Genomic DNA, 20,005 nt, shown 5'->3' with positions numbered 1-20,005 from the left:
TGCTACTCCCCGGTTGAAGCTTCGTCCTGCAGCAAGGGATCCTCCTGCCAGCGGTCGGGATTGTTCTCGGCAGCTCCGGGGTAGTTATCCGGTTCTCCCTTTACCGGGTCCAACTCCAGGGACGGCCCCGCGCCGGGAGTCTGGTCGAGAAGTATGTCTTCTTCCTGCACAACTTTCAGTTCATTGTCGGGAACATTCTGTTCAGTCATGATGATGCCTTTCTCGTTGACCGCGGCGGACAATAGTAAGCGTACTGAGTAACCGTGGCGCCTGTGAACAGCCGGCACATCCAACACCCACGCCTGTTACGGCTTTCAGCGGCCGTGGGGTACAAGGTAACTAAAGGTGCACCATGTCGTGGGCCGAAGCCTGACGGCAAACAAGGAGAACCCATGGAACGCAATGTATCCCCGGACGGACACGGGGCAGAACCGTCCCGGCAGCAATCCTTCGCTGGGCGGATGTCAGGGCTGTGGATTGACAGCTTGGGCCGGGCCAGCATCCGGGCAGTCCAGACGCTGTCGCTGCTGGCGCTTGCCTGGGTGGTGGTGGTGGCCGCCACCCGGGTTCCGCTGGTCACCATCCCGGTCCTGGTGGCCTTGATCCTGGCCTCGGCAATGGCTCCTGCCGTGCGGTGGCTCGCCGCCCGGGGGTTCCCCCGGGCCCTTGCAGTGCTGTCTTCCTTCCTGGTGATCATCGCCGTGGCTGCCGGAGTGGTGGGCGGCATCATTGCGCTGGTCCGGCAGCAGGCTTCGGTGCTGGCAGCCCGGGCCGAGGCGGGGATTGGCCAGCTGCAGCAATTCATCACCACCGGACCCGTCGCGCTGACCACGGCTCAGATTGACGCGGCCCGCAGCGAATTCCAGAAGTTCCTCGCCGGGGGAACCCTGGGAGCCGATGCGCTGACCGGGCTCAGGACTGCCGGGGAGATTGCCGCCGGCACGGTCCTGACGGCTGTCATCCTGTTCTTCTTCCTCAAGGACGGCGAGAAAATCCGGATGTTCGTTATCGGGTTCCTCCCCGGGAACCACCAAGGAAAGGCACATCTGGCGGCAGAGCGCAGCCTCCTGGTGCTCGGCGGCTACGTCCGGGGCACCCTGGTCATTGCCGCGATCGACGCAGTCCTGGTCCTGGTGGGGCTGCTGATCCTCCGGGTCCCGCTGGCCGTCCCGCTGGCAGCTGTGGTCTTCCTGGGCGGGTTCATTCCGATCATCGGCGCAACCACCGCCGGCAGCCTCGCCGTGCTGGTTGCCCTCGTGGAAAACGGACCGGTTCCCGCACTCATCGTGCTGATCATCCTCGTGGCCGCCAACCAGTTCGAACACCACATCCTCCAGCCTGTCTTCATGGGCCGCGTCCTGCGGATCCACGGGCTGGTCATCATCCTGGCGCTCACGGCCGGGGCAACCTTGGCCGGGGTGGTCGGGGCCCTGCTCGCCGTCCCGCTGGCCGCCGTCGGGTGGACCATCTACCGGACCGTCGCCGAACGCGAGGCAACAGCGGGGGAACCGCCCACTCCGTCCGGGCCCGCGACTTAATGCTCCCGGCGCGCCTGCTTCGGTGACTTTCGGCCCTAGAGTGCCGATGGGGCGGGGGCCAGTCTTGAAGGGCAGGAAGACCCTTCACGACAAGCAGGAAGTGCGGCCATGTCATCCCAGAAACCCATCGCCGTGGGCACCAACGATTCAGCACAAAGCCAGGCCGCTGTCTTGTGGGCAGCCCGCCGTGCCCATCGCGCCAACCTGCCACTGGTGATCGTCCACGTGGTCGATGACCGATGGATCGCCGAACCATACCCCTGGTTCGGAACCCTCCAGCAGGCCGGCGAGGAACTCCTCAAGACCGCCGCCGGACGCCTCGAAGGGTCCGTGCCGGTCACCCCCGCCACGGAAATGCTCACCGGAAGCGTGGGCGGGTCCTTGGCCAAATACTCCAAGAAGACCTCCATGATGGTCATCGGCTCCGGAAGCGGGCACCTTGGCGGCGCCCTGGCCGACCGCGCACTCCAGGTTGCCACCGCCGCCAAAGTTCCGGTCGCCGTCATCGGTACCCAGGACCTTGAAGGCAGGACCGGTGTGGTGGTTGGCGTGGACGGATCCGCGGAATCGACCCAGGCCGTGGCATTCGCTGCGGCCGAAGCAGACCGCAACGGTGATGAACTCACGGTCGTCTACGCCGTCAATGTTCCGGACCCGGTCATCGATGCCGGCCTGACACCCGCCGCCCTCGCAGACCTCATCGTCGACGAAGAACGCATCGTCCTCTCCGAGACCGTTGCCGGGCTCAAGGAAGACTACCCGGACCTGACGGTGCACCAGCGACTTGTATCCGACCGCGGCCCGGTGGACGCCCTCGTGGACGCCGCCGCAGGTGCCCGCCTCCTGGTCGTGGGCAGCCGCGGGCGGGGCGCCTTCAAACGCCTGCTGCTGGGTTCAACCGCCCATGGCGTGCTGAAGCATCTTCCGTGCCCCACGATCATCACCCGGACCCAGGCCGTGAAGGACACCATCTAGCCGCAGAGCCCGCAGGCCGTCTTCCCAACCCGTCCATTTCCCCACCCGGAAGGTCCGGCGCCATGAAAAAACCCGCCGCAATCATCATGCTGATCCTTGGGATCCTGTTGACACTCCCGGGCCTTGCGGCGCTGGCGGGAGGCGCCGTCGCTTCCGCCGTGGGGTCGATCCAGGGAGACGGATACCTCACCTCCGGTACGTCACGCTTTTCCGTGAACTCATTCGCCCTGACCTCCCCCCGCACCGACACCATGGGCCAGGAAGTGCCCGGCCGGCTTCCCTTTGACATTGGCAGGGTGCGGCTGCGGGCTGAATCCGTGACACCCGGCAAAGCCGTCTTCATCGGCATCGGCCCGCAAGCCGACGTCGAAAAATACCTTGCCGGCGTACACCACTCCGAACTCCTCAACGTCTACCAGCGGCCTTTCCGGGCCGATTACCGCGACGTTCCCGGGAACAGTCCTGCCGCACCGCCGGCAGACCAAGGCATCTGGAGCGCCTCGGTGTCAGGCTCCGGCGAGCAGGAGCTCACGTGGAACCTGGCCCCAGGGACCTGGGAAATCGTGGTGATGAACGCTGACGCTTCATCCGGCGTGGACGTCCAGCTCCAGGCAGGCTTCCACTCAGACCTCTTCCGTCCGGCAGCCACTGGCCTGCTGGTGGCCGGGATCATCGCCCTGCTGATCGGGATACCCCTGATCATTTTCGGCGCGGCTGGACTTGGCCGGCATTCCGTACCCCCGAGGGGTGGTCCGGAAACGGGCGCTCCGGCGACTGCCGGCCCGGCGATGGCCATGGCCGGGCCCGGCTACCCGGCCGGACCGGCCCAGCCTGGAGGCCCGGCACAATCGGGGGCACTTGCCGCGCCCCAACCCGTCGCGCCGGTACCGGTTCCGCCCACAGGCTACCCGGCGAGGCTCGTCGGCGACCTTGACCCGGGACTTTCGCGCTGGTTGTGGCTGGTCAAGTGGTTCCTGGCGATTCCGCACTTCATCCTGCTTTTCTTCCTCTGGTTCGCCTTCGTGATCACCACGATCGTGGCCGGATTCGCCATCCTGTTCACCGGCCGGTACCCGCGGGCACTGTTCGACTTCAACGTCGGCGTGATGCGGTGGAACTGGCGGGTGGCCTTCTACGCCTACGCCGCCGTCGGCACCGATCTCTACCCGCCCTTCACGCTGAGGCGCACCAACTATCCTGCCGACTTCGAGGTGGACTACCCCGAGCGGCTGTCGCGCGGCCTGGTCCTGGTGAAATGGTGGCTCCTGGCCATCCCGCACCTCCTCCTGGTGGCGGCGTTCGCGGGAACCACAGGAACCGTGTGGAGGTGGCAGGCAGAAGACAACGTCATCGGCAGCACCTACGAACGCGGGTCGGGCCTGTCCCTTCTGGGTCTGCTGGTGTTGATTGCGGCGGTCATCCTGTTGTTCACCGGCCGCTACCAGCGCCCGCTGTTCGACCTCATCCTCGGCGTGGACCGCTGGATCTACCGCGTCCTGGTGTACACCTCACTGATGCGGGACGAATACCCGCCCTTCCGGCTTGACCAAGGCGCCGGCGAGCCCGCGCTGGCCCCGGCCACTCCCCCGGCAGGTCTTCCACCCGTCGGGGCCGGGCCGCCGCCGGCGGTTGGGCCGTAGGCGATGGGCCGGCGCCGGTTGGGCCGGCCCAGTGACCTTCGCCCCTACCTCCCGGTCCCGGGGAAAGACGATGATGGGCGTGACCGTACGGGTCCGATGAGGGAGCAGACATGAGCGTTGCCGGGGCACCAATAGCCAGCATTGTGGTGGGCGTCGATGGATCTGAGGCGTCCGTGGAGGCCCTCCGGCAGGCCCAACGGATGGCCGTTCCCTTGGGCGCCAAGGTCCAGGCAGTAGCTTGCTGGGACTACCCCCAGGTGTATACCGGCTACGTGATGATGGGCGTGGAGGGCTTCGAGGAAGGCGCCAAAGCAGTCCTGGACGAGGCGGTGAGGCAGGCCTTCGGCACCGAAACGCCGTCGAACATCACCTCCACCCTGGTCCGGAGCCATCCGCGGGAGGCGCTGATCGATGCCAGCCGCGACGCCGACATGATCGTGGTGGGGCGCCGCGGGCACGGCGGATTCGGCGGCTTGCTGCTGGGCTCGGTGAGCTCCGCCGTCATCGCGCATGCCCATTGCCCGGTCCTGGTGGTGCACACCCCGGAGACCGGCTCCGGCGGTTCCCAGGCCTCCTGAACTGACGGCACCAAAGAACATCAGCGTCCGGGGCAGGTGACGGGCAAGTGCCGGCGAGTGAAGTACGACGACGGGCGCTCGCCCTGGCGATCGCCGGCGCCTTGGTGGTCCTCGCCGTCGTCCTGGTCCTCTTTCGCCCGGCGCCGGCTGGCAGTCCGCCGGCGGCGCCCCCTGCGGCCCCCTCGGCAGCACCGCCCTCCGCCCAGCCCACCCAGTCCGCGTCCGCAAGCGTGGATGCTTCCCACGGCACGACGCCGCCGGCTGAAACGGACACGCCGGAAGCGGGCGAAGTCCCGGTGGAACCGCCGGTCACGGTGCCCTCGGACGCCGGGCCCGCGCCTTCCGATGTACCCGCGGAACCGGCCGCACCGGAGGAACCACCCGCTCCCCCTCCGCCGGCGCCGTTTCCCGAATCCCTTCGCGGCCAGGACCTGACTGTCGTTCCAGGGGCCGGCCGCAGCGTAGCACTCACCTTCGATGCCGGAGCCAACGCTGCCGGACTGCCAAAGATCCTGTCCACCCTCGCCGCCAAGGGCATTGCCGGCACCTTCTTCCTGACCGGCAACTGGGCCGCCAACAATCCGCAGGGAGTGGCGCAGATTGCCGCGGCCGGGCACCGGGTGGCAAACCATTCCATGACGCATCCCGGGTTTACCGGACTGACTGACGACGCGATCGTCCAACAGGTGCGTGGTGCCGAACAGACCATCCTGGCGGAAGGAGCAGACCCCAGGCCCCTGTTCCGGTTCCCTTATGGCGAACGCGACGCGCGGACCATCGCGGCCGTCAACTCCCTGGGCTATGTGGCCGTTCGCTGGACCGTGGACACACTGGGCTGGAAGGGCACCAGTGGGGGTGCCAGCGTCCAGGCGGTGGTTGATCGCGTCCAAGCGGGACAGCAGCCCGGGGAAATCGTCCTCATGCACATCGGTTCGAACCCCGACGACGGCACCACGCTCGATGCCGATGCTTTGCCACAGGTCATCGACCGGCTCAGGGCTGCAGGGTACGGTTTCATCACCCTCGATGCCGTGCTGGGGCGATAAGCGTCCGGCCGCGGTCCTGGCCAATGCCCTGATCGGTTTCATCCAGGAGGTACGGGCCGGTGCCTGCCTGGATGGCCGCCGCCGGAACAGGACCAATGGCTCTGCCTCCTGCCCCCGAGGAATCCAATACTGGAAGGGAAGGCGGCCGGCTGGCGGCGGCTTTCAGTGAATCGGAGGTCGGGGAAGTGTACGGCTGGAACGACGGCATGGGCCTGTGGGGCTATGTCCTGATGAGCATCAGCATGGTGGTGGTCTGGGGAGCGATCGTCACCGGCATTGTCCTGCTGGCCCGCTCCTTGCGGGCGCCCTCCCCGCATCATCCACAGCCTCCTGCTCCGCGGATGGCGGAGGACCTGCTCGCAGAGCGTTTCGCCCGCGGGGAGATCGATGTTGCGGAGTACCAGAACAGGCTGGCCGTCCTGCGCGGCCAGCCGGGCAGCTGAGCCAATGTCTCCGGCAGGAAACGGACATCGGGAGCCTACTGTGCCACTCTCCGAATTCGAGAAAAGGGAACTCGAACGGATCGGCCAGGGCCTGGAACAGGATGACCCCAGGCTCGCCGTCCTGCTCGACCACGACGCCTTCGCCATCTCCCGCCGGACCAGTTTCAGGCGCGCATTGATACTTTTCGCGGTGGGGGTCTGCATCCTCCTGCTTGGCTTGGTGGTCCACGCCCCCGCCCTTGGGATTGCCGGCTTCACGGTGATGAACGGCGCCGGCTACTGGGCCCTCAAAGACCTGCACTGGACCCCGCGCAAGCCCGCCCCGAACGCAACCCGGGTGGAAGGCACCACCAGCGAATAGGACGGGCGACGGCGGCAGGCCGGGTTGGGTGAGCCAAGCCGGGTCAGTACTTCAGGGCAGTGCCCCTGCATCGGTCCGGGATACTTCCGCCGCGGCCCCTGACTCCGCGGCGTGGACCACCAGGACCGGGCAGTGTGCGTGGCTGGCAAGGATTGAACTCACCGAGCCCAGGACAAAACCACCGTGACCCCGCCTTCCCACGATCAGGAGGGACGCTGTCCGGCTCGCGTCCAGGAGCACTGGACCGGGCTTCCCGCGCACTATCCGGGAGTGCACAGCGGGCGGCTGTTGCCCGAATGCGTCCTGAATCGCCTGGCCAAGGATCTGCTCGGCGGCGTACTTGAATCCTTCGATGCCGACCGCCAGGTAGACCCCATAGCCGGCAGGGACATCCCAGCACGCCCACGCCTCAACTGGAGCGCCCATGGGTTCCGCCAACGCCCGCGCCACCCGCAACGCGGCGACGGATGCTTCGGAGCCATCCACCCCCACGATGATCCTTGGGCGCCGTGCGGCGGCTGCCGCCGGCGCTTCGTTCCCTACAGTCGCCACATTCCCTCCTGTTGCCATCTGACCAAGCGTGGACCGGAACCGGGTGCCGGGAACAGGGCCAAAAGTCATGGCGGATGAAACCGCGGCACCGTCCCGACGGTGCACCGGGTGGTGGCCGGACCCGCGCGGCGGACTTTGGTCCCTTCCGGCTACGCCCTTTGCAGGTAACAATGGGGTGGGGCCGCTCCGGGGAGTGGCCCGCACAGGTCTGGTTTGGTCCTGAAAACGTTTGGGAGCGTTGGGTGCACATGCATGAAACTGCGAGCAGTGAAGCAACCGGTTCTTCCGGGCCAGTCCGCGTGTTCATCCTTGATGACCATGAACTTGTCCGGCAGGGCCTGAAGGACCTGCTTGAGGGCGAGGGTTTCGTAGTGGTTGGCGAAAGCGGGTCGGCTGCCGAAGCCACGCGCCGCATTCCGGCCCTGCACCCCGATATCGCAGTCCTGGACGGGCGGCTGCCCGACGGCACGGGAATTGAAGTGTGCAGGGATGTCAGGTCCCTCGATCCACGGCTGCGCTGCCTGATCCTCACCAGTTACGACGACGAGCAGGCCCTTCGCGGAGCCGTCCTGGCCGGCGCGTCCGGGTACATTTTGAAGCAGATCAGGAGCGATGACCTCCTGGCCGGCATCCGGAGGGCCGCGGCGGGTGAGTCACTGTTCGAACCGGGCGTGGAACAGCGCATCATCGCTGGCCTTTCCACCGCACCCACGGACCCCCGCCTGGACGGCCTGAGTACCCAGGAGAAAAAGGTCCTGGCCCTGATCGGCCAGGGGCTGACCAACAGGCAGATTGGCGATGAACTGTTCCTGGCTGAAAAGACGGTCAAGAACTATGTCTCGTCCATCCTGGCCAAGCTGGGTTTTGAGCGCCGGACGCAGGCTGCCGTCTATGTCACCCGGAATACCACGGAGAGCACCTGAGCGGGTCCGAGCAACAGGATGCAGCGCTGCCGGTGCAGCGCCGCACTCAGGACAGGGGCGCGGACCACGTCACGGACGTGCCTTCGCCCGGGACGCTGTGGATGTCACACCGGCCGCCAAGGAGCCCGGCGCGGTAGCGCATGTTGGCAAGGCCGCTCTCTTGGGCAGGATCGCTGAAGCCGTGACCGTTGTCATCGATGCACAGCTGCACCTCGTCGCCGTCCACGGTAAGGCTGACCTGGATCTCCCCGGCACCGGAATGCCGTAAGGCGTTGCTGAGCGCTTCCGAGAGCACCGGCAGCACTTGGGCAGCAACACCTTCGTTGACCAAATCCACCGGACCGTCCAGGGATACCTTGGGGATCAGGCCGTAGCTGCGTGAACTTTCCCGGACAACGCGCAGGATCCGGCCGGTGAGGGGCTCCCGGTCCACGTCCGCGGTGCGAAGCGAGTAAATGGTGTCCCGCAGCTTGCGGATGGTGTCATCGAGTTCCTTGGTTACCGCGGCGATTCGGTCATGGGCCACGGGGTCCATGGTGAAGCGCCGCAGGCTCTGAATGCTCAGGCCGGCAGCAAACAACCTCTGGATGACGAGATCGTGCAGGTCGCGGGCAATCCGTTCCCGATCCGTCAGGAGCAGGTCCTGCTCGCGCAGGGCGCTCACGCGCGCCAGGTCCAGTGCCAGGCCGATCCTGCTCCCAAAGATGGCACTGGATTCGGCTTCGGCCTGGGTAAATGCGGCAGCTCCGCGGGCACGGGCCAGCATAAGCACCCCGTTGTCACTGTTGCCATGCCCCAGCCGGCACACCAGGACAGGTCCCAGTTTCTCCGCCATCCCGTGGTCAAAGACCTGCCGCGGGTCCGCAGCCACGAAAGATTGGCCGCTTTCGACGACGGCCGACGCCGCGCTGGAGACCAGGAGTTCCTGCCCCGCCTGGAGGCCCTGCACGCCAAGGCACGTACGGCAGCGGAGCACGCCGTCTCCGGCCGGGACGCCGATCACGGCCAGCGCGGAACCGGATACCTTGAGCGCGGTTTCGGCGACAATATCCAGGCTTTCCGCAACCCCGGCACGGGGCGTCATGATCAGCCGGCTGCTCAGTTCCATGCCCGCCTCCAGCCATTTCTGCCGGCGGCCGCTGTCTTCAAAGAGGCGGGCGTTCTGGATGGCGACTCCGGCCGCTGCCGCCAGGGCAACCGCGAGGTCTTCGTCCTCTTGGGTGAAATCAACCCCGCCCTGCTTTTCGGTCAGGTACAGGTTTCCGAATACCTCGTCCCGGACGCGGACCGGCACTCCCAGGAATGTCCGCATCGGCGGATGGTTGGCTGGAAAACCCGATGCAATGGGATGCTTGCCGAGGTCATGGAGCCGCAGCGGCTTCGGTTCGCGGATCAGCAGCCCGAGGACACCATGCCCTGTGGGCAGGTCGCCGATGGAACGGATGCCGGTTTCATCAATTCCCACAGTGATGAAGTGGCTCAGCCGGCGGTCTTCTCCGATGACGCCCAGCGCTCCGTACCCGGCACCGACCAGGGCGCAGGCAGACCTCACCAGCCGGTCCAGGACGGCTTCAAGGCTCAAGTCCTCGGCGACGGCAATGACGGCAGCCAGCAGGCCGTTGATCCGCTCCCGGGTATCGAGCAGTTCGTCGCCCCGGGCCGTGAAATCCCTCAGCAGGTCTTCCATCTGGTCCCGCCGTGGAGAGCGCCCCGGCTGCTCAGTGTTCACGTCCCACCTCCGGCGGCAAAAGCCTGCCTGGCAGCGGGCCCGTAGCGCGAATCAAGTGTTCGAAGACATCCTCTGGGAGTAGTCTAGGGGTCCGCGTCAACGGCAGGCATCCGCCGTGCGCGGCAGTAGTCCGGCTCACTGTTGTCCGCCGTTCTGCACCAGCGGGACCTTTTCCCCTACCGGCAGAATGCTCACGGTCCTAGGCTACGGCCATGGATACAGCAGGGGCAGAACCGGAAATCAAGGAACTCGGCGTCCACGATTGTTGGAAACTCCTTCACTCCACGTCCGTTTGCAGGATCGCGTTCACAGACGGCGACTCAGTTGAGAACTTTCCCATGAACTTTGTCACCACCAACGGGACCCTGCTGATGCGTACGGGTGAGGCAACGAAACTTTCCTCCTTCGACGGCAAGGCGGTGGCCGTTGAAGCGGACGGCATGAACCAGTACGGAACCATCGCCTGGAGCGTCATCCTCAAGGGGCACGCCACCGTCGTTTCGGATGCGGAGGAGACCCAGGACGCCATGGATGCCGGACTCTCACCCTGGCAACCGGGCCAGAAGAACACCCTGATCCGGGTCACGCCGCAGGACATCAGCGGGCGGAGGTTCGTCATCGCGGCGCCAACGCACTGGTGGCCGCCGCGGGAGCCCGCAACGGAGTGAAGAGCGCGCTGGAAAGAACTCGCTTTTTGTTTCCCGCCCAATTCAACTGCCCCACTACACCCCGAAGGATGGCCCCCCGTGGCACCTGCCAAGCCAATCGCCGTCGGCATCACCAACACGCCGGCATCCGGCGCCGCACTGATGTGGGCCGCCGCACGGGCCGACAGGCTCAAGTCTCCCCTAGCCGTAGTCAACGTGGTGGACGACAGGTGGACGGCCTCCGAAGTGCTGCCCTACTTTGAGGTCCTGCGCGAATCAGGCCTGGGCCTGTTGAAGGAAGCCGGCGGGAAAGTCAGCGCCGCCTACCCGGGCCTGAAAGTTTCGCTCCAGCTCCTCGAAGGAGGAGTGGGTTCAGCGTTGGGAGCGTACTCAAAAGACGTTGCCATGCTTGTCCTTGGCACCAGCGGCCACGCGCGCGGCGCACTGACAGACCGTGCCCTCCAGGCCGCTGCCACGGCGGAATGCCCGGTTGCGGTCATCGGCGAAGGACAGGAGGCGGGCCGCGGCATCTTCGTTGGCGTGGACGGATCCGAGGAATCCACGCAGGCGGTGGCGTATGCGGCCGCCGAGGCTGACGTCCTTGGGGAGGAGCTGACGGTCCTCTACGCCTTCACCGGTCCCCACCGTTGGGTCGCAGCAGGGCTGCCCTCCAGCAGTTTTGCCACCCACGTGCTCGAAGAGGAACAGACTGTCCTCGCGGAAACGGAGGCCGGCCTGCGGCAGGACTACCCCGACCTGACCGTGCACACGGTGATGGAAACCGTCGTCGAGCCGGCGGATGCCCTGGCGAAGGCTGCCTCCGGGGCACGCCTGCTGGTGCTGGGCAGCCGTGGCAAGGGAGGCTTCGAGCGGTTGCTGCTGGGATCCACGGCGCACGCGGTGCTGGCGCAGCCCCCGTGCCCCACTGTGATCACGCGGACACACAAACCGCAGCACGACGATTGACGCTGCCCGCTTGGTGGAGCACGCCATGCCGGCAGCCGGGGAGGCCGGGGCATCGGGCCCCGACGTGGACGTGCGCCGCGCCCGGAACGGGCTGACCACCGCTGAGGTCCTGGAGCGGACCGCTGCCGGCAGGATCAACAGCGTGCCCACGGCCACCAGCCGAACTGTCCGGGCGATCGTCCAGGCGAACGTATTTACGCTCTTCAACGCCGTGGTGGGTGGCTGTTTCATCCTGCTGTTCGTCCTGGGCCAGTGGCGTGACGCGCTGTTTGGATTGTCGGCCATCAGCAACTCGTTGATCGGCATTGTCCAGGAGTACCGTGCAAAACGTTCCCTCGACCAGCTGGCCATTACGCAAGCCGCGACCAACACTGTGATCCGGAACGGCGCACGGGAACGGATTCCGTCGGATGGCCTGGTCCCGGACGACCTCGTGGTGCTGAGCGGCGGCGACCAGGTCACGGCTGACTTGTTACTGCTGGGCGGAACCTCACTTGAGGTGGACGAATCCTTGCTGACCGGCGAATCCGAGCCGGTTGCGAAGGCTGACGGCGCGGTGCTGCTCTCCGGGTCGCTGATCCTGGCCGGCAGTGGCCGGGCTGCCGTGCTCCGGGTTGGGCCGGACACGTTCGCCTACCGTTTGGCGGCTGAGGCGCGCCGGTTCTCGCTGGTCACGTCGGAAATCCGCAGGGGCCTGGGGAAGGTCTTCGTCGTGATCACGTGGTTGCTGCTGCCCACCGCGTTGTTGCTGATGAACGCCCAGATGCAGGACCGGGGCGGCTGGACAGGTGCCTTCAGTTCAGGACGGTGGATCCCCGCGGTGGTGGGGGCAGTGGCCGGGATCATGGCTATGATTCCGCTCGGGCTGCTCCTGATGACCAGCGTGGCCTTCGCCGTTGGCGGCCTCCGTCTGGCACGCCAGCAGGTCCTGATCCAGGAACTGGCGGCCGTGGAAGTACTGGCAAGGGTGGATGTCCTGTGCCTCGATAAGACGGGCACGCTGTCCTCGGGCTCCATGGTGTTCGACGCCGTCCATGAGCACGGCGGCCTCCCGGAGGCCCGGTGGCGGCCGGTCCTGGAATGGTTTGGGGGCCAGGCGGAGGGCGGCAGCACCGCCGCGGCGATCGGCGCGGCCTTTCCCGTGGCGGCCCCGACTCCGCAACTGGGCGCCATACCCTTTTCCTCCGCCCGAAAATGGAGTTCGGTCACCTTGGGGCCGGAGTCCGGCGCCGCCGGAACATGGATCCTCGGCGCGCCGGACGCTGTCCTCGGAGACTCCCCGGGTTGCGTGGAGGCGCACCGGGAAGCCGCGGCACTGGCCTCCACCGGCCTGCGGACGCTCGCACTGGCTTACCTGCCGGGCGCGCTGCCGCCCGACACAGCAGAGACCGGGCTGCCCCCTGCGCTGGCGCCGGTGCTGCTGATGACTTTCCGCGAGAGCATCCGTGCCGATGCGGCCGAAACACTGGACTACTTCCGCCGGCAAGGCGTGACCGTCAAGATCATCTCCGGTGACGATCCAAGGACGGTGGCGGCCCTGGCACGCGGAGTTGGCTTTGGAAACGGGGTTGCGTACGACTCCCGCCACCTTCCCGAAGATCCCGCCCTGCTGGAAGAAACGGTGGAAGCCCACAGCCTCTTTGGCAGCGTCACGCCGTCCCAGAAGCGTGACCTGGTCCGGGCTTTGAAGCGGCGGGGGCACACGGTGGCCATGACCGGAGACGGCGTGAACGACGTCCTGGCGCTGAAGGAGGCGGACCTCGGCATCGCGATGGACTCGGCCTCGCCGGCAACCAAGGCGGTGGCCCGGCTGGTTCTCCTGGACGGGCGCTTCGAAAGACTGCCCGCAGTGGTGGACGAGGGCCGCCGGGCCATCAGCAACATCGAGCGGGTTTCCTTGGTATTCCTCAGCAAGACCGTCTACGCCACTGTCATCTCCGTGGTGTGCGGCATCCTGGTGTTGGCTTTTCCCTTCCTGCCACGGCAACTGTCCGCACTGGACGGCTTGACCATCGGACTGCCGGCCTTCTTCCTCGCACTGCAACCGGGCGGCGAGCGCTATGCTCCCGGGTTCCTCCGGCGTTCCCTCTCCTTCGCCGTGCCGGCAGGCGTCTGCGCGGCCGTCTGTGTGTTGGCCGTCAGCGCCTTCGCCCAATGGTTTGGCGGGCACACCCGGGAGAACGCGCAGTCAGCATCCACGGTAACCCTGGGCATGTTGGCAGCATGGATCCTGGTGATGGCGTCGCGGCCGCTCAACGGCACAAAGATCCTGATCCTTGCGGGAATGTACGCAGGCCTGGTCCTGTTGTTCAGCGTCCCCGTGACACGTCACTTCTTTCGGGTGGATTGGCCTCCGCCGGCCCTGCTTGGACTCGCTGTTGGAGTGGGCCTGGCAGGTTGCGTGGCCATCGAAGTGGTGGGCCGGTTCACCCGGCACGGGCCGGCCCGTGCCGGGTGAACCGGGCTGGGACCTTTGACTCTGGATCCTGTTCCGCTGAAAGGGGATGGTGGAATTACCGGGCCATGCGATGATCCGGCTTCCACTTGAGCAGGAGGCAGTAATGACTGACCTGATGAAATGGTTCGATTCCCGGCGCTCACCCCTGGACGTCATCGAGCGGCTCTTTGAAGGGGACATGGGGACTTCCGCCATCCGGGTTGAGGAAATGGTGGACGGCAATACGCTCGTTGTACGGGCTGAGCTGCCCGGCATCGACCCGGAGAAGGACGTGGACGTCACCGTTGCCGATGGTGTGCTGTCCATCAAGGCGCAGCGGGAGGAAAAGAAGGAACACAAGGACAAGGACGGTTACCGGTCGGAGTTCCGGTACGGGTCCTTCGTCCGGCGTATTCCGCTCCCCGGCGGCGTCCAGCAGGCGGACGTCACCGCCGCCTACAAGGATGGCGTCCTGGAGGTCCGTGCCCCGATGCCTGACCAGGGGCTGGAAGCCGGCGCGTCGAAGATTCCCATCACCAGGGGCTGAGGAGCGCAAGGAGTACGACGCCGGTGCCTGGCCCCCGCGGGGACCAGGCACTTTTGTGTCTAGCGGGCTTAGGACGCCTTGCCGGCCGCAGCTTCCGCTGCGGAAATGACCGGAATGGTCTTGACGTAGGTGTCCGGATTCAATGAGATGGAATCGATCCCCTGCCTGACCAGGAATTCCGCGAGGTCCGGATGGTTGCTTGGCCCCTGCCCGCAGATGCCGATCTTGATGCCGGCAGCGTGGGCTTTGCTGATGGCTTCTGCGATCAGCGCCGTGACGGCGGGGTCGCGTTCGTCGAACAGGCCGGCAAGCTCCTCAGAGTCTCGGTCCACTCCGAGCACCAGTTGGGTGAGATCGTTGGAACCGATGGAGAAGCCGTCAAACCGCTTCGCGAATTCGTCTGCCAGGACCACGTTGGACGGGATCTCGCACATCATGTAAAGATGCAGGCCGTCAGCGCCGCGGACCAGGCCGTTCTCAGCCATTGCCTCGATAACCTGGTCCGCTTCCCCTACGGTGCGGCAGAAGGGGACCATGACGATGACGTTGCGGAATCCCGCCTGCTCCCGGACCCGTTTGAGGGCCTGGCACTCCAGGGCGAACCCTTCCCGGTAGTGGCTGCTGTAGTAGCGGGAGGCGCCGCGGAAGCCGATCATGGGGTTTTCCTCCGGACGTTCAAAGAACCTGCCGCCCACCAGATGGCTGTATTCGTTGCTCTTGAAATCGCTGAGCCGGACGATCACCGGTTTGGGATGGAACGGAGCGGCAATCTTGGCGATCCCCGTGGCCAGCACGTCCACAAAGTACTCTTTGGGATCGTCGTAGCCGCTGGTGAGCTGCCTGATGAGGTCCGCTTCCTGGGGGTCAGTTACCTTCTCGGGGTGGACCAATGCCATGGGGTGGACCCGGATCAGGCTGTTGATGATGAACTCCATCCGGGCCAGTCCCACCCCTGCTGCGGGCAGCCGCCACCATTTGAACGCGGCGGCCGGGCTGGCGATGTTGATCATCACAGCCGTGCGGGTGGCGGGAAGGCCCGCCATGTCCACATCCTCCACTGAGTAATCGAGCAGTCCTTCATAGACGCGCCCCTCCTCCCCTTCGGCGCAGGACAAGGTGACCGGGGCGCCGTCGGACAATATCTCCGTTGCGTTGCGCGTTCCGACGACGGCGGGCACGCCAAGCTCACGGCTGACGATCGCGGCGTGGCTGGTGGTCCCGCCGTGGTCGGTGATGATGCCGGCGGCGCGCTTCATCACCGGGACCCAGTCGGGGTCGGTCATCCGGGTGACAAGTACGGAACCGTCAACGAAGGACTCGATGTCCTTCGCGTCGCGGATCACGCACGCCGCACCCTTGGCGATGGCATCACCGATCGCGGCCCCGGTTGCCAGGACCGGGCCGGGATGCAGGAGGTGGTAGGTCCGGAAGGTGGACGTGCTTCTGCGGGCCTGGACCGTTTCCGGCCGTGCCTGCACCATGAAGAGGTCACCGGTCACCCCGTCCTTTGCCCACTCCATGTCCATCGGGCGGCCGTAATGCTTTTCGACGGCGGCGGCCCACCGGGCGAGGAGGACGATTTCCGGATCACCCAGTACCAGCGAGCGCCGCTCGCGTTCGCTGGTATCAACGGTCCGGGTCCGTGCATCGCCGCCCTGGCTGTAAACCATCTTGCGCTCCTTGGCGCCCACTGCCCGTTCGATTACCGGGCTGAACTGCGGGTCGGCCAGCAGCGGCTTGAACACCTGGTATTTGTCCGGATTGATGGTGCCCTGGACCACCGTCTCCCCAAGCCCCCAGGCGGCGCTGATGACCACAACGCCGGGAAAGCCGGACTCGGTGTCAATCGAGAACATCACTCCGGAGGCGCCAATGTCGGAACGGACCATCCTCTGGACTCCCACGGACAGGGCGACGTCCAGGTGGTCGTAGCCCTTCATTTCCCGGTAGCTAATGGCACGGTCGGTGAACAACGATGCGTAGCAGCGCCTGCAGGCGTCAAGGACGCCGCGTTCGCCTGCCACGTTCAGGAAGGTCTCCTGCTGGCCCGCGAAGCTGGCGTCCGGCAGGTCCTCGGCCGTGGCGCTGCTGCGGACGGCCACCGGCACCTGGGCCTGGCCCGTGCGGCGGCACAGATCTCGGTAATGCTCCTGGATGTCTGCGGCGATCGCGTCAGGAAAACTCGCCTGCAGGAAAAGTTCGCGGATCGCTGCCCCTGCCTGTCGAAGTGTTGCCCTCCCGGCACGATGGTCATCCATGTGCTTCCGGATCCTGGGCTCCAGGTCATTGGCCGCCACGAAGCTGCGGTAGGCCGCGGCAGTGGTGGCGAACGCCTCGGGAACCCTGACCCCTGACGATTGCAGGGAACGGCTCAGCTCTCCCAGGGATGCGTTCTTGCCGCCAACCGACGGGATGTCTGCGATCCCGGTGTCTTCGATCCACGTGACATTAACGACGCTGGCCGGGACGGCTTCTGTGGGGGCACTCATGGCTCGATTCTGGCCTCAGCCCGGCAGGGCAGGCAGAGTCTTTGGTCCCGGGCGCCTGCACCGCTTTGGGGACAGGTACTCACGCCACGGAAGGCCCCTGGGCCGGCCGCCGGCGGTTCCGGACAGCCTTGTGGATCCAGTCCGCCGCCAGGACAGCAGGGGCGGCGAGGAGTGCAAGGACAACTCCCATGGGTGTGGGTGGGGCCTGGCCCAGCACTGTCGCAACATACGGCAGGTAAAGACATGCTGCCAGGATGGCCAGTTCAGCCAGCACGGCCCACACCAGCAGCCTGTTCGTTCCCCAGCCCAGCTTCCACGGCGGCACCGTGGCGCTCCGGCAGGCAAAGGCGTTGGCGAGCTGCCCCAGGACCACTGCCATGAACGCGGCACCGGAAGCGGCCGCCAGGAGTCCCGGCGCGGGCGGCTGTCCCCGGGTCCAGCCGCCGGCCGCGAGGACAGCCGCGAATACCGCCATTTCCGTAACGGCTTCCACCGGCCCCAGGATGCAGAAGACCCGTACGATCAGCCGCCGGTCCATGAGGTGCCGGCGTTCGGGCGGACGGGCAAGGACGCGTTTGCCGGGCGCCTCCGCTCCGAGCGCGAGAGCCGGCAACAGGTCCGTTCCAATGTCCAGGGCAAGGATCTGGAGCACCCCCAATGCCAGCGGAAACTGGCCGCCGGAAAGCGCCCAGATGACGAAGGGGGTCAATTCCGCCACGTTGTCGGTCAGGTGGTAGGTGAGGAAGCGGTGGATATTGGCGTACGTGGCGCGGCCCTGCTCAATGGCCGCGACGATGGTGCCGAAGTGGTCGTCAAGGAGCACCAGGTCCGCCGCTTCGCGTGCCACATCGGTCCCGCTAAGCCCCATGGCCACGCCGATATCGGCTTCGCGGAGGGCAGGGCCGTCGTTCACGCCGTCGCCGGTCATGGCCACCACGTGCCCGCGGGACTGCAACGCCCGGGCAACGCGGAGCTTCTGCTCCGGCGATACCCTGCTGACCACCACTCCGTCCCGGTCCAGGAGTGCCCCCAGCAGTTGGTCGTCCCCGGGCAGGTCCGAGCCCTCAAGTACACATTCGGGCGATCCGATCAGGCCGATCTGGCGGGCAATCGCTGCCGCGGTTCCCGGGTGGTCACCGGTAATCATGGCGATCTTCAGGCCGGCCCGTCGCGCTGTGCCGATCACATCCGCCACATCGGGGCGGGGCGGATCCTGGAGGCCGATCAGGCCGAGGAGTTCCAGCCCGGTTTCAAGTTCTGCCGGCGTGCCGGACTGCCATGTTTCCGGCACTCCCCCGAGCCTCCGCCCCGCCACGGCAATGACGCGCAGGCCACGTGACGCCATCACCTCCACGTGTTCCTTGACCGGCGCGGGCACGGAGCGGCACACCGGGAGCACGGTTTCGGGGGCGCCCTTACAGAACAGGTCCGGTCCAAGAATGGCGGATTCCCTGCGCCGCACCGGGTCAAACGGCAACCGGCGCGCAGGGGCATCGCCGGACCCGGTTCCCGTCAGCCTGCGGGCCAGGACGTCCAGGGCAGCTTCCATCGGATCACCTTGGGCGCGCCATTGCCCGTCGTGCAGCTCCGCCCGGCCCTGTGAAGCCGTCCGTGCTGCGAGCGCAGCGGCCGCCGCTTTGTCCACTCCGCGCCCCTGCACGTCGGCGTCGGGGGCGTAGCCTTCGCCCGTCACGTGGACGGAGCCGTCCGAGGTGAAGACCTCGACGGCGTTCATCCGGTTCTGGGTCAGGGTGCCGGTTTTGTCAGTGCAAATGAATGTTGTGGACCCGAGGGTTTCGACTGCTTCGAGGTTGCGCACCAGTCCGTTGCGTGCAGCCATCCGTTGCGCGCCCATGGCAAGGGAGAGGGTCACGGTGGGCAGGAGCCCTTCCGGTACCAGTGCCACGGCAACGCCAATGGCGAACAGGAACGAATCGCGCCATTGAAAGCCGACCAGCAGAGATGCCAGGAAGAAGACGGCCGCGATTCCCAGCGCCATCGCCGCGGTGACCCGGACGATCCGGCGCAGTTCCAGGGACAGAGGCGTCGGGGGCGAAACCGCTTTGCTGGTGAGGTCGGCGATTCCGGCCAGCCTGGTGTCGGCGCCCGTCGCGGTCACAGTGGCCTCCCCGTAGCCGTTGACCAGGAAGGTACCGCCCCACACCTGGTCGCTCACCGCTTTTGGGACCGGTTCGCTTTCGCCGGTCAACATCGATTCATCCACCGCACACGCCGAGGCCGTCACGAGGACCATGTCGGCGGGGAGCCGGTCTCCGGCAGCGAGCAGCACCACGTCTTCGACCACCAGCGCGCTGGCGTGGACCTTCCGCACCTTCCCGTCGCGGCGGACCATGACGTCGGCCGGCAGCAGGGCGCGCAGCTTCTCTGCAGCGTGCTGGGCGCGTTCCTGCTGGATATGCGCGAACACGCCGTTGACGATGACGACGACGACGATCGCCACCGCCAATTGCGGCATGTCCGCGATGAAGGCCAGCCCGGCGGCGCACCACAGCATGAGGGCGAAGAAGTGCGTCATCTCGCCCCAGAGCTTCCGCCACTGTGGCACGGGTTTTTCCGTGGGAAGCTGGTTGGGGCCGGCCGCTTTCAGGAGTTGCGCGGCCCTTTCAGACGTCAGGCCCTCCGCGGTCCTCACACGGCGTCCGCCTCCTGGCCCACCAGGAGCACCGGGCAGGCGGAATGGGCTGCGCATGCTTTGGTGACGGAGCCCATGGAAGACTTAAGGAGGCCACCCTCTCCATGCCTTCCCACCACCAGCATCTGCGCCCGCCGGCTTTCCTCCACCAGCACCTTCGCCGGAGGCCCGAACTTGACGGTCACATCGACGTTTTCCGGCCGCTCCCCCGAAAAAGCACGGCCCAGGGCGTCCTCCACCAGGCGCTCGGCGGCATCCTGAAGCCTCGCGGTGAACTGCCGGTCCGCCCCTTCAAGCCGCGACGTCACCAGGTAGTCCGGCATCCCGACGCATGTGATGACCTCAAGCCGGGTCCCCAGGCGGGCTGCCAGCTTCCCGGCAAACCGCAGCGCGGCGGAGGAAAATTCGGAACCGTCCACGCCCACGATGACGGGCTTGGCAACTGTTTCTGCGTTCATACCACCACGTTCCCGGCCGGTGC

At 66.5% G+C, this 20,005-nt stretch carries 18 protein-coding genes; 12 read left to right on the top strand and 6 right to left on the bottom strand.

What is annotated here, in order from left to right:
- Positions 1-2: 2 nt before the first annotated feature.
- Entirely contained in the window at positions 3-209 is a 207-nt protein-coding gene (locus tag AB4Y79_RS06185) for a hypothetical protein (protein ID WP_441859737.1), read from the bottom strand.
- Between the two features lie 183 nt (positions 210-392).
- On the opposite strand from AB4Y79_RS06185, the gene AB4Y79_RS06180 reads away from it, so the two are divergent.
- The 7 genes from AB4Y79_RS06180 to AB4Y79_RS06150 all read left to right on the top strand — a co-directional run bounded on the left by AB4Y79_RS06180 (position 393) and on the right by AB4Y79_RS06150 (position 6,581).
- A complete protein-coding gene (locus AB4Y79_RS06180; protein WP_441859735.1) occupies positions 393-1,538 on the top strand; it encodes an AI-2E family transporter in 1,146 nt (381 codons plus the stop codon).
- A gap of 108 nt (positions 1,539-1,646) precedes the next feature.
- A complete protein-coding gene (locus AB4Y79_RS06175; protein ID WP_441859733.1) occupies positions 1,647-2,513 on the top strand; it encodes a universal stress protein in 867 nt (288 codons plus the stop codon).
- 62 nt (positions 2,514-2,575) lie between these two features.
- Positions 2,576-4,153: a DUF4389 domain-containing protein gene (locus AB4Y79_RS06170; RefSeq protein WP_441859732.1), complete on the top strand. Its 1,578-nt coding sequence runs from the start codon at positions 2,576-2,578 to the stop codon at positions 4,151-4,153.
- A 110-nt stretch (positions 4,154-4,263) separates the two neighbouring features.
- Complete coding sequence (locus tag AB4Y79_RS06165) at positions 4,264-4,731, top strand: universal stress protein (RefSeq protein ID WP_441859730.1); 468 nt, start codon at positions 4,264-4,266, stop codon at positions 4,729-4,731.
- A 47-nt stretch (positions 4,732-4,778) separates the two neighbouring features.
- Positions 4,779-5,777, top strand: a complete 999-nt coding sequence (locus AB4Y79_RS06160; RefSeq protein WP_441859728.1) for a polysaccharide deacetylase family protein — start codon at positions 4,779-4,781, stop codon at positions 5,775-5,777.
- Positions 5,778-5,872: 95 nt separating this feature from the next.
- Positions 5,873-6,220 (top strand): SHOCT domain-containing protein, encoded by a 348-nt coding sequence (locus tag AB4Y79_RS06155; protein WP_441859726.1) that lies wholly within the window; start codon positions 5,873-5,875, stop codon positions 6,218-6,220.
- A 40-nt stretch (positions 6,221-6,260) separates the two neighbouring features.
- The gene (locus AB4Y79_RS06150; protein WP_441859724.1) at positions 6,261-6,581 is read left to right on the top strand and encodes a DUF3040 domain-containing protein; all 321 of its coding nucleotides are present in this window, start codon (positions 6,261-6,263) and stop codon (positions 6,579-6,581) included.
- A gap of 51 nt (positions 6,582-6,632) precedes the next feature.
- Here the strand turns inward: AB4Y79_RS06150 and AB4Y79_RS06145 are convergent, their stop codons facing one another.
- The gene (locus tag AB4Y79_RS06145; RefSeq protein ID WP_441859722.1) at positions 6,633-7,133 is read right to left on the bottom strand and encodes a universal stress protein; all 501 of its coding nucleotides are present in this window, start codon (positions 7,131-7,133) and stop codon (positions 6,633-6,635) included.
- Positions 7,134-7,381: 248 nt separating this feature from the next.
- Between AB4Y79_RS06145 and AB4Y79_RS06140 the strand changes: the two genes are divergently transcribed.
- A complete protein-coding gene (locus AB4Y79_RS06140) occupies positions 7,382-8,056 on the top strand; it encodes a response regulator transcription factor (protein WP_308930803.1) in 675 nt (224 codons plus the stop codon).
- Positions 8,057-8,102: 46 nt separating this feature from the next.
- On the opposite strand, the gene AB4Y79_RS06135 is transcribed toward AB4Y79_RS06140, so the two are convergent.
- Entirely contained in the window at positions 8,103-9,743 is a 1,641-nt protein-coding gene (locus AB4Y79_RS06135; RefSeq protein WP_441859877.1) for a GAF domain-containing protein, read from the bottom strand.
- Between the two features lie 254 nt (positions 9,744-9,997).
- Here AB4Y79_RS06135 and AB4Y79_RS06130 point away from each other — a divergent pair, with 254 nt between their 5' ends.
- The 4 genes from AB4Y79_RS06130 (at position 9,998) to AB4Y79_RS06115 (ending at position 14,382) form a co-directional block, all read left to right on the top strand.
- On the top strand, positions 9,998-10,453 hold the full coding sequence (locus AB4Y79_RS06130; RefSeq protein WP_441859720.1) for a pyridoxamine 5'-phosphate oxidase family protein: 456 nt from the start codon (positions 9,998-10,000) through the stop codon (positions 10,451-10,453).
- A gap of 78 nt (positions 10,454-10,531) precedes the next feature.
- Positions 10,532-11,398, top strand: a complete 867-nt coding sequence (locus tag AB4Y79_RS06125) for a universal stress protein (RefSeq protein ID WP_441859718.1) — start codon at positions 10,532-10,534, stop codon at positions 11,396-11,398.
- A gap of 25 nt (positions 11,399-11,423) precedes the next feature.
- Positions 11,424-13,856: an HAD-IC family P-type ATPase gene (locus AB4Y79_RS06120; protein WP_441859717.1), complete on the top strand. Its 2,433-nt coding sequence runs from the start codon at positions 11,424-11,426 to the stop codon at positions 13,854-13,856.
- Positions 13,857-13,959: 103 nt separating this feature from the next.
- A complete protein-coding gene (locus AB4Y79_RS06115) occupies positions 13,960-14,382 on the top strand; it encodes an Hsp20/alpha crystallin family protein (protein WP_308930799.1) in 423 nt (140 codons plus the stop codon).
- A 68-nt stretch (positions 14,383-14,450) separates the two neighbouring features.
- On the opposite strand, the gene ppsA is transcribed toward AB4Y79_RS06115, so the two are convergent.
- From ppsA to AB4Y79_RS06100, 3 genes are all read right to left on the bottom strand, one after another.
- Positions 14,451-16,871, bottom strand: coding sequence for a phosphoenolpyruvate synthase (gene ppsA / locus AB4Y79_RS06110; RefSeq protein ID WP_441859714.1), 2,421 nt, complete (start codon positions 16,869-16,871; stop codon positions 14,451-14,453).
- A 79-nt stretch (positions 16,872-16,950) separates the two neighbouring features.
- Positions 16,951-19,524 carry a cation-translocating P-type ATPase gene (locus AB4Y79_RS06105; RefSeq protein WP_441859712.1) on the bottom strand — a complete coding sequence of 858 codons (2,574 nt, stop codon included), beginning with the start codon at positions 19,522-19,524 and terminating at the stop codon, positions 16,951-16,953.
- Positions 19,521-19,982: a universal stress protein gene (locus AB4Y79_RS06100; RefSeq protein WP_441859710.1), complete on the bottom strand. Its 462-nt coding sequence runs from the start codon at positions 19,980-19,982 to the stop codon at positions 19,521-19,523. The genes AB4Y79_RS06105 and AB4Y79_RS06100 overlap by 4 nt, the downstream gene beginning before the upstream one ends.
- Positions 19,983-20,005 lie beyond the last annotated feature (23 nt).

This window comes from Pseudarthrobacter sp. YAF2 (genome assembly GCF_052113345.1).
Lineage (GTDB): Bacteria > Actinomycetota > Actinomycetes > Actinomycetales > Micrococcaceae > Arthrobacter.
This window is presented reverse-complemented; position numbering and strand designations above follow the sequence as displayed.

Coding starts and splice junctions, on each gene's coding strand:
- ppsA (WP_441859714.1), bottom strand. CDS start 16,871: ATGAGTGCCCCCACAGAAGCCGTCCCGGCCAGCGTCGTTAATGTCACG.
- AB4Y79_RS06180 (WP_441859735.1), top strand. CDS start 393: ATGGAACGCAATGTATCCCCGGACGGACACGGGGCAGAACCGTCCCGG.
- AB4Y79_RS06165 (WP_441859730.1), top strand. CDS start 4,264: ATGAGCGTTGCCGGGGCACCAATAGCCAGCATTGTGGTGGGCGTCGAT.
- AB4Y79_RS06140 (WP_308930803.1), top strand. CDS start 7,382: ATGCATGAAACTGCGAGCAGTGAAGCAACCGGTTCTTCCGGGCCAGTC.
- AB4Y79_RS06175 (WP_441859733.1), top strand. CDS start 1,647: ATGTCATCCCAGAAACCCATCGCCGTGGGCACCAACGATTCAGCACAA.
- AB4Y79_RS06130 (WP_441859720.1), top strand. CDS start 9,998: ATGGATACAGCAGGGGCAGAACCGGAAATCAAGGAACTCGGCGTCCAC.
- AB4Y79_RS06155 (WP_441859726.1), top strand. CDS start 5,873: ATGGCTCTGCCTCCTGCCCCCGAGGAATCCAATACTGGAAGGGAAGGC.
- AB4Y79_RS06100 (WP_441859710.1), bottom strand. CDS start 19,982: ATGAACGCAGAAACAGTTGCCAAGCCCGTCATCGTGGGCGTGGACGGT.
- AB4Y79_RS06185 (WP_441859737.1), bottom strand. CDS start 209: ATGACTGAACAGAATGTTCCCGACAATGAACTGAAAGTTGTGCAGGAA.
- AB4Y79_RS06120 (WP_441859717.1), top strand. CDS start 11,424: ATGCCGGCAGCCGGGGAGGCCGGGGCATCGGGCCCCGACGTGGACGTG.
- AB4Y79_RS06135 (WP_441859877.1), bottom strand. CDS start 9,743: ATGGAAGACCTGCTGAGGGATTTCACGGCCCGGGGCGACGAACTGCTC.
- AB4Y79_RS06170 (WP_441859732.1), top strand. CDS start 2,576: ATGAAAAAACCCGCCGCAATCATCATGCTGATCCTTGGGATCCTGTTG.
- AB4Y79_RS06115 (WP_308930799.1), top strand. CDS start 13,960: ATGACTGACCTGATGAAATGGTTCGATTCCCGGCGCTCACCCCTGGAC.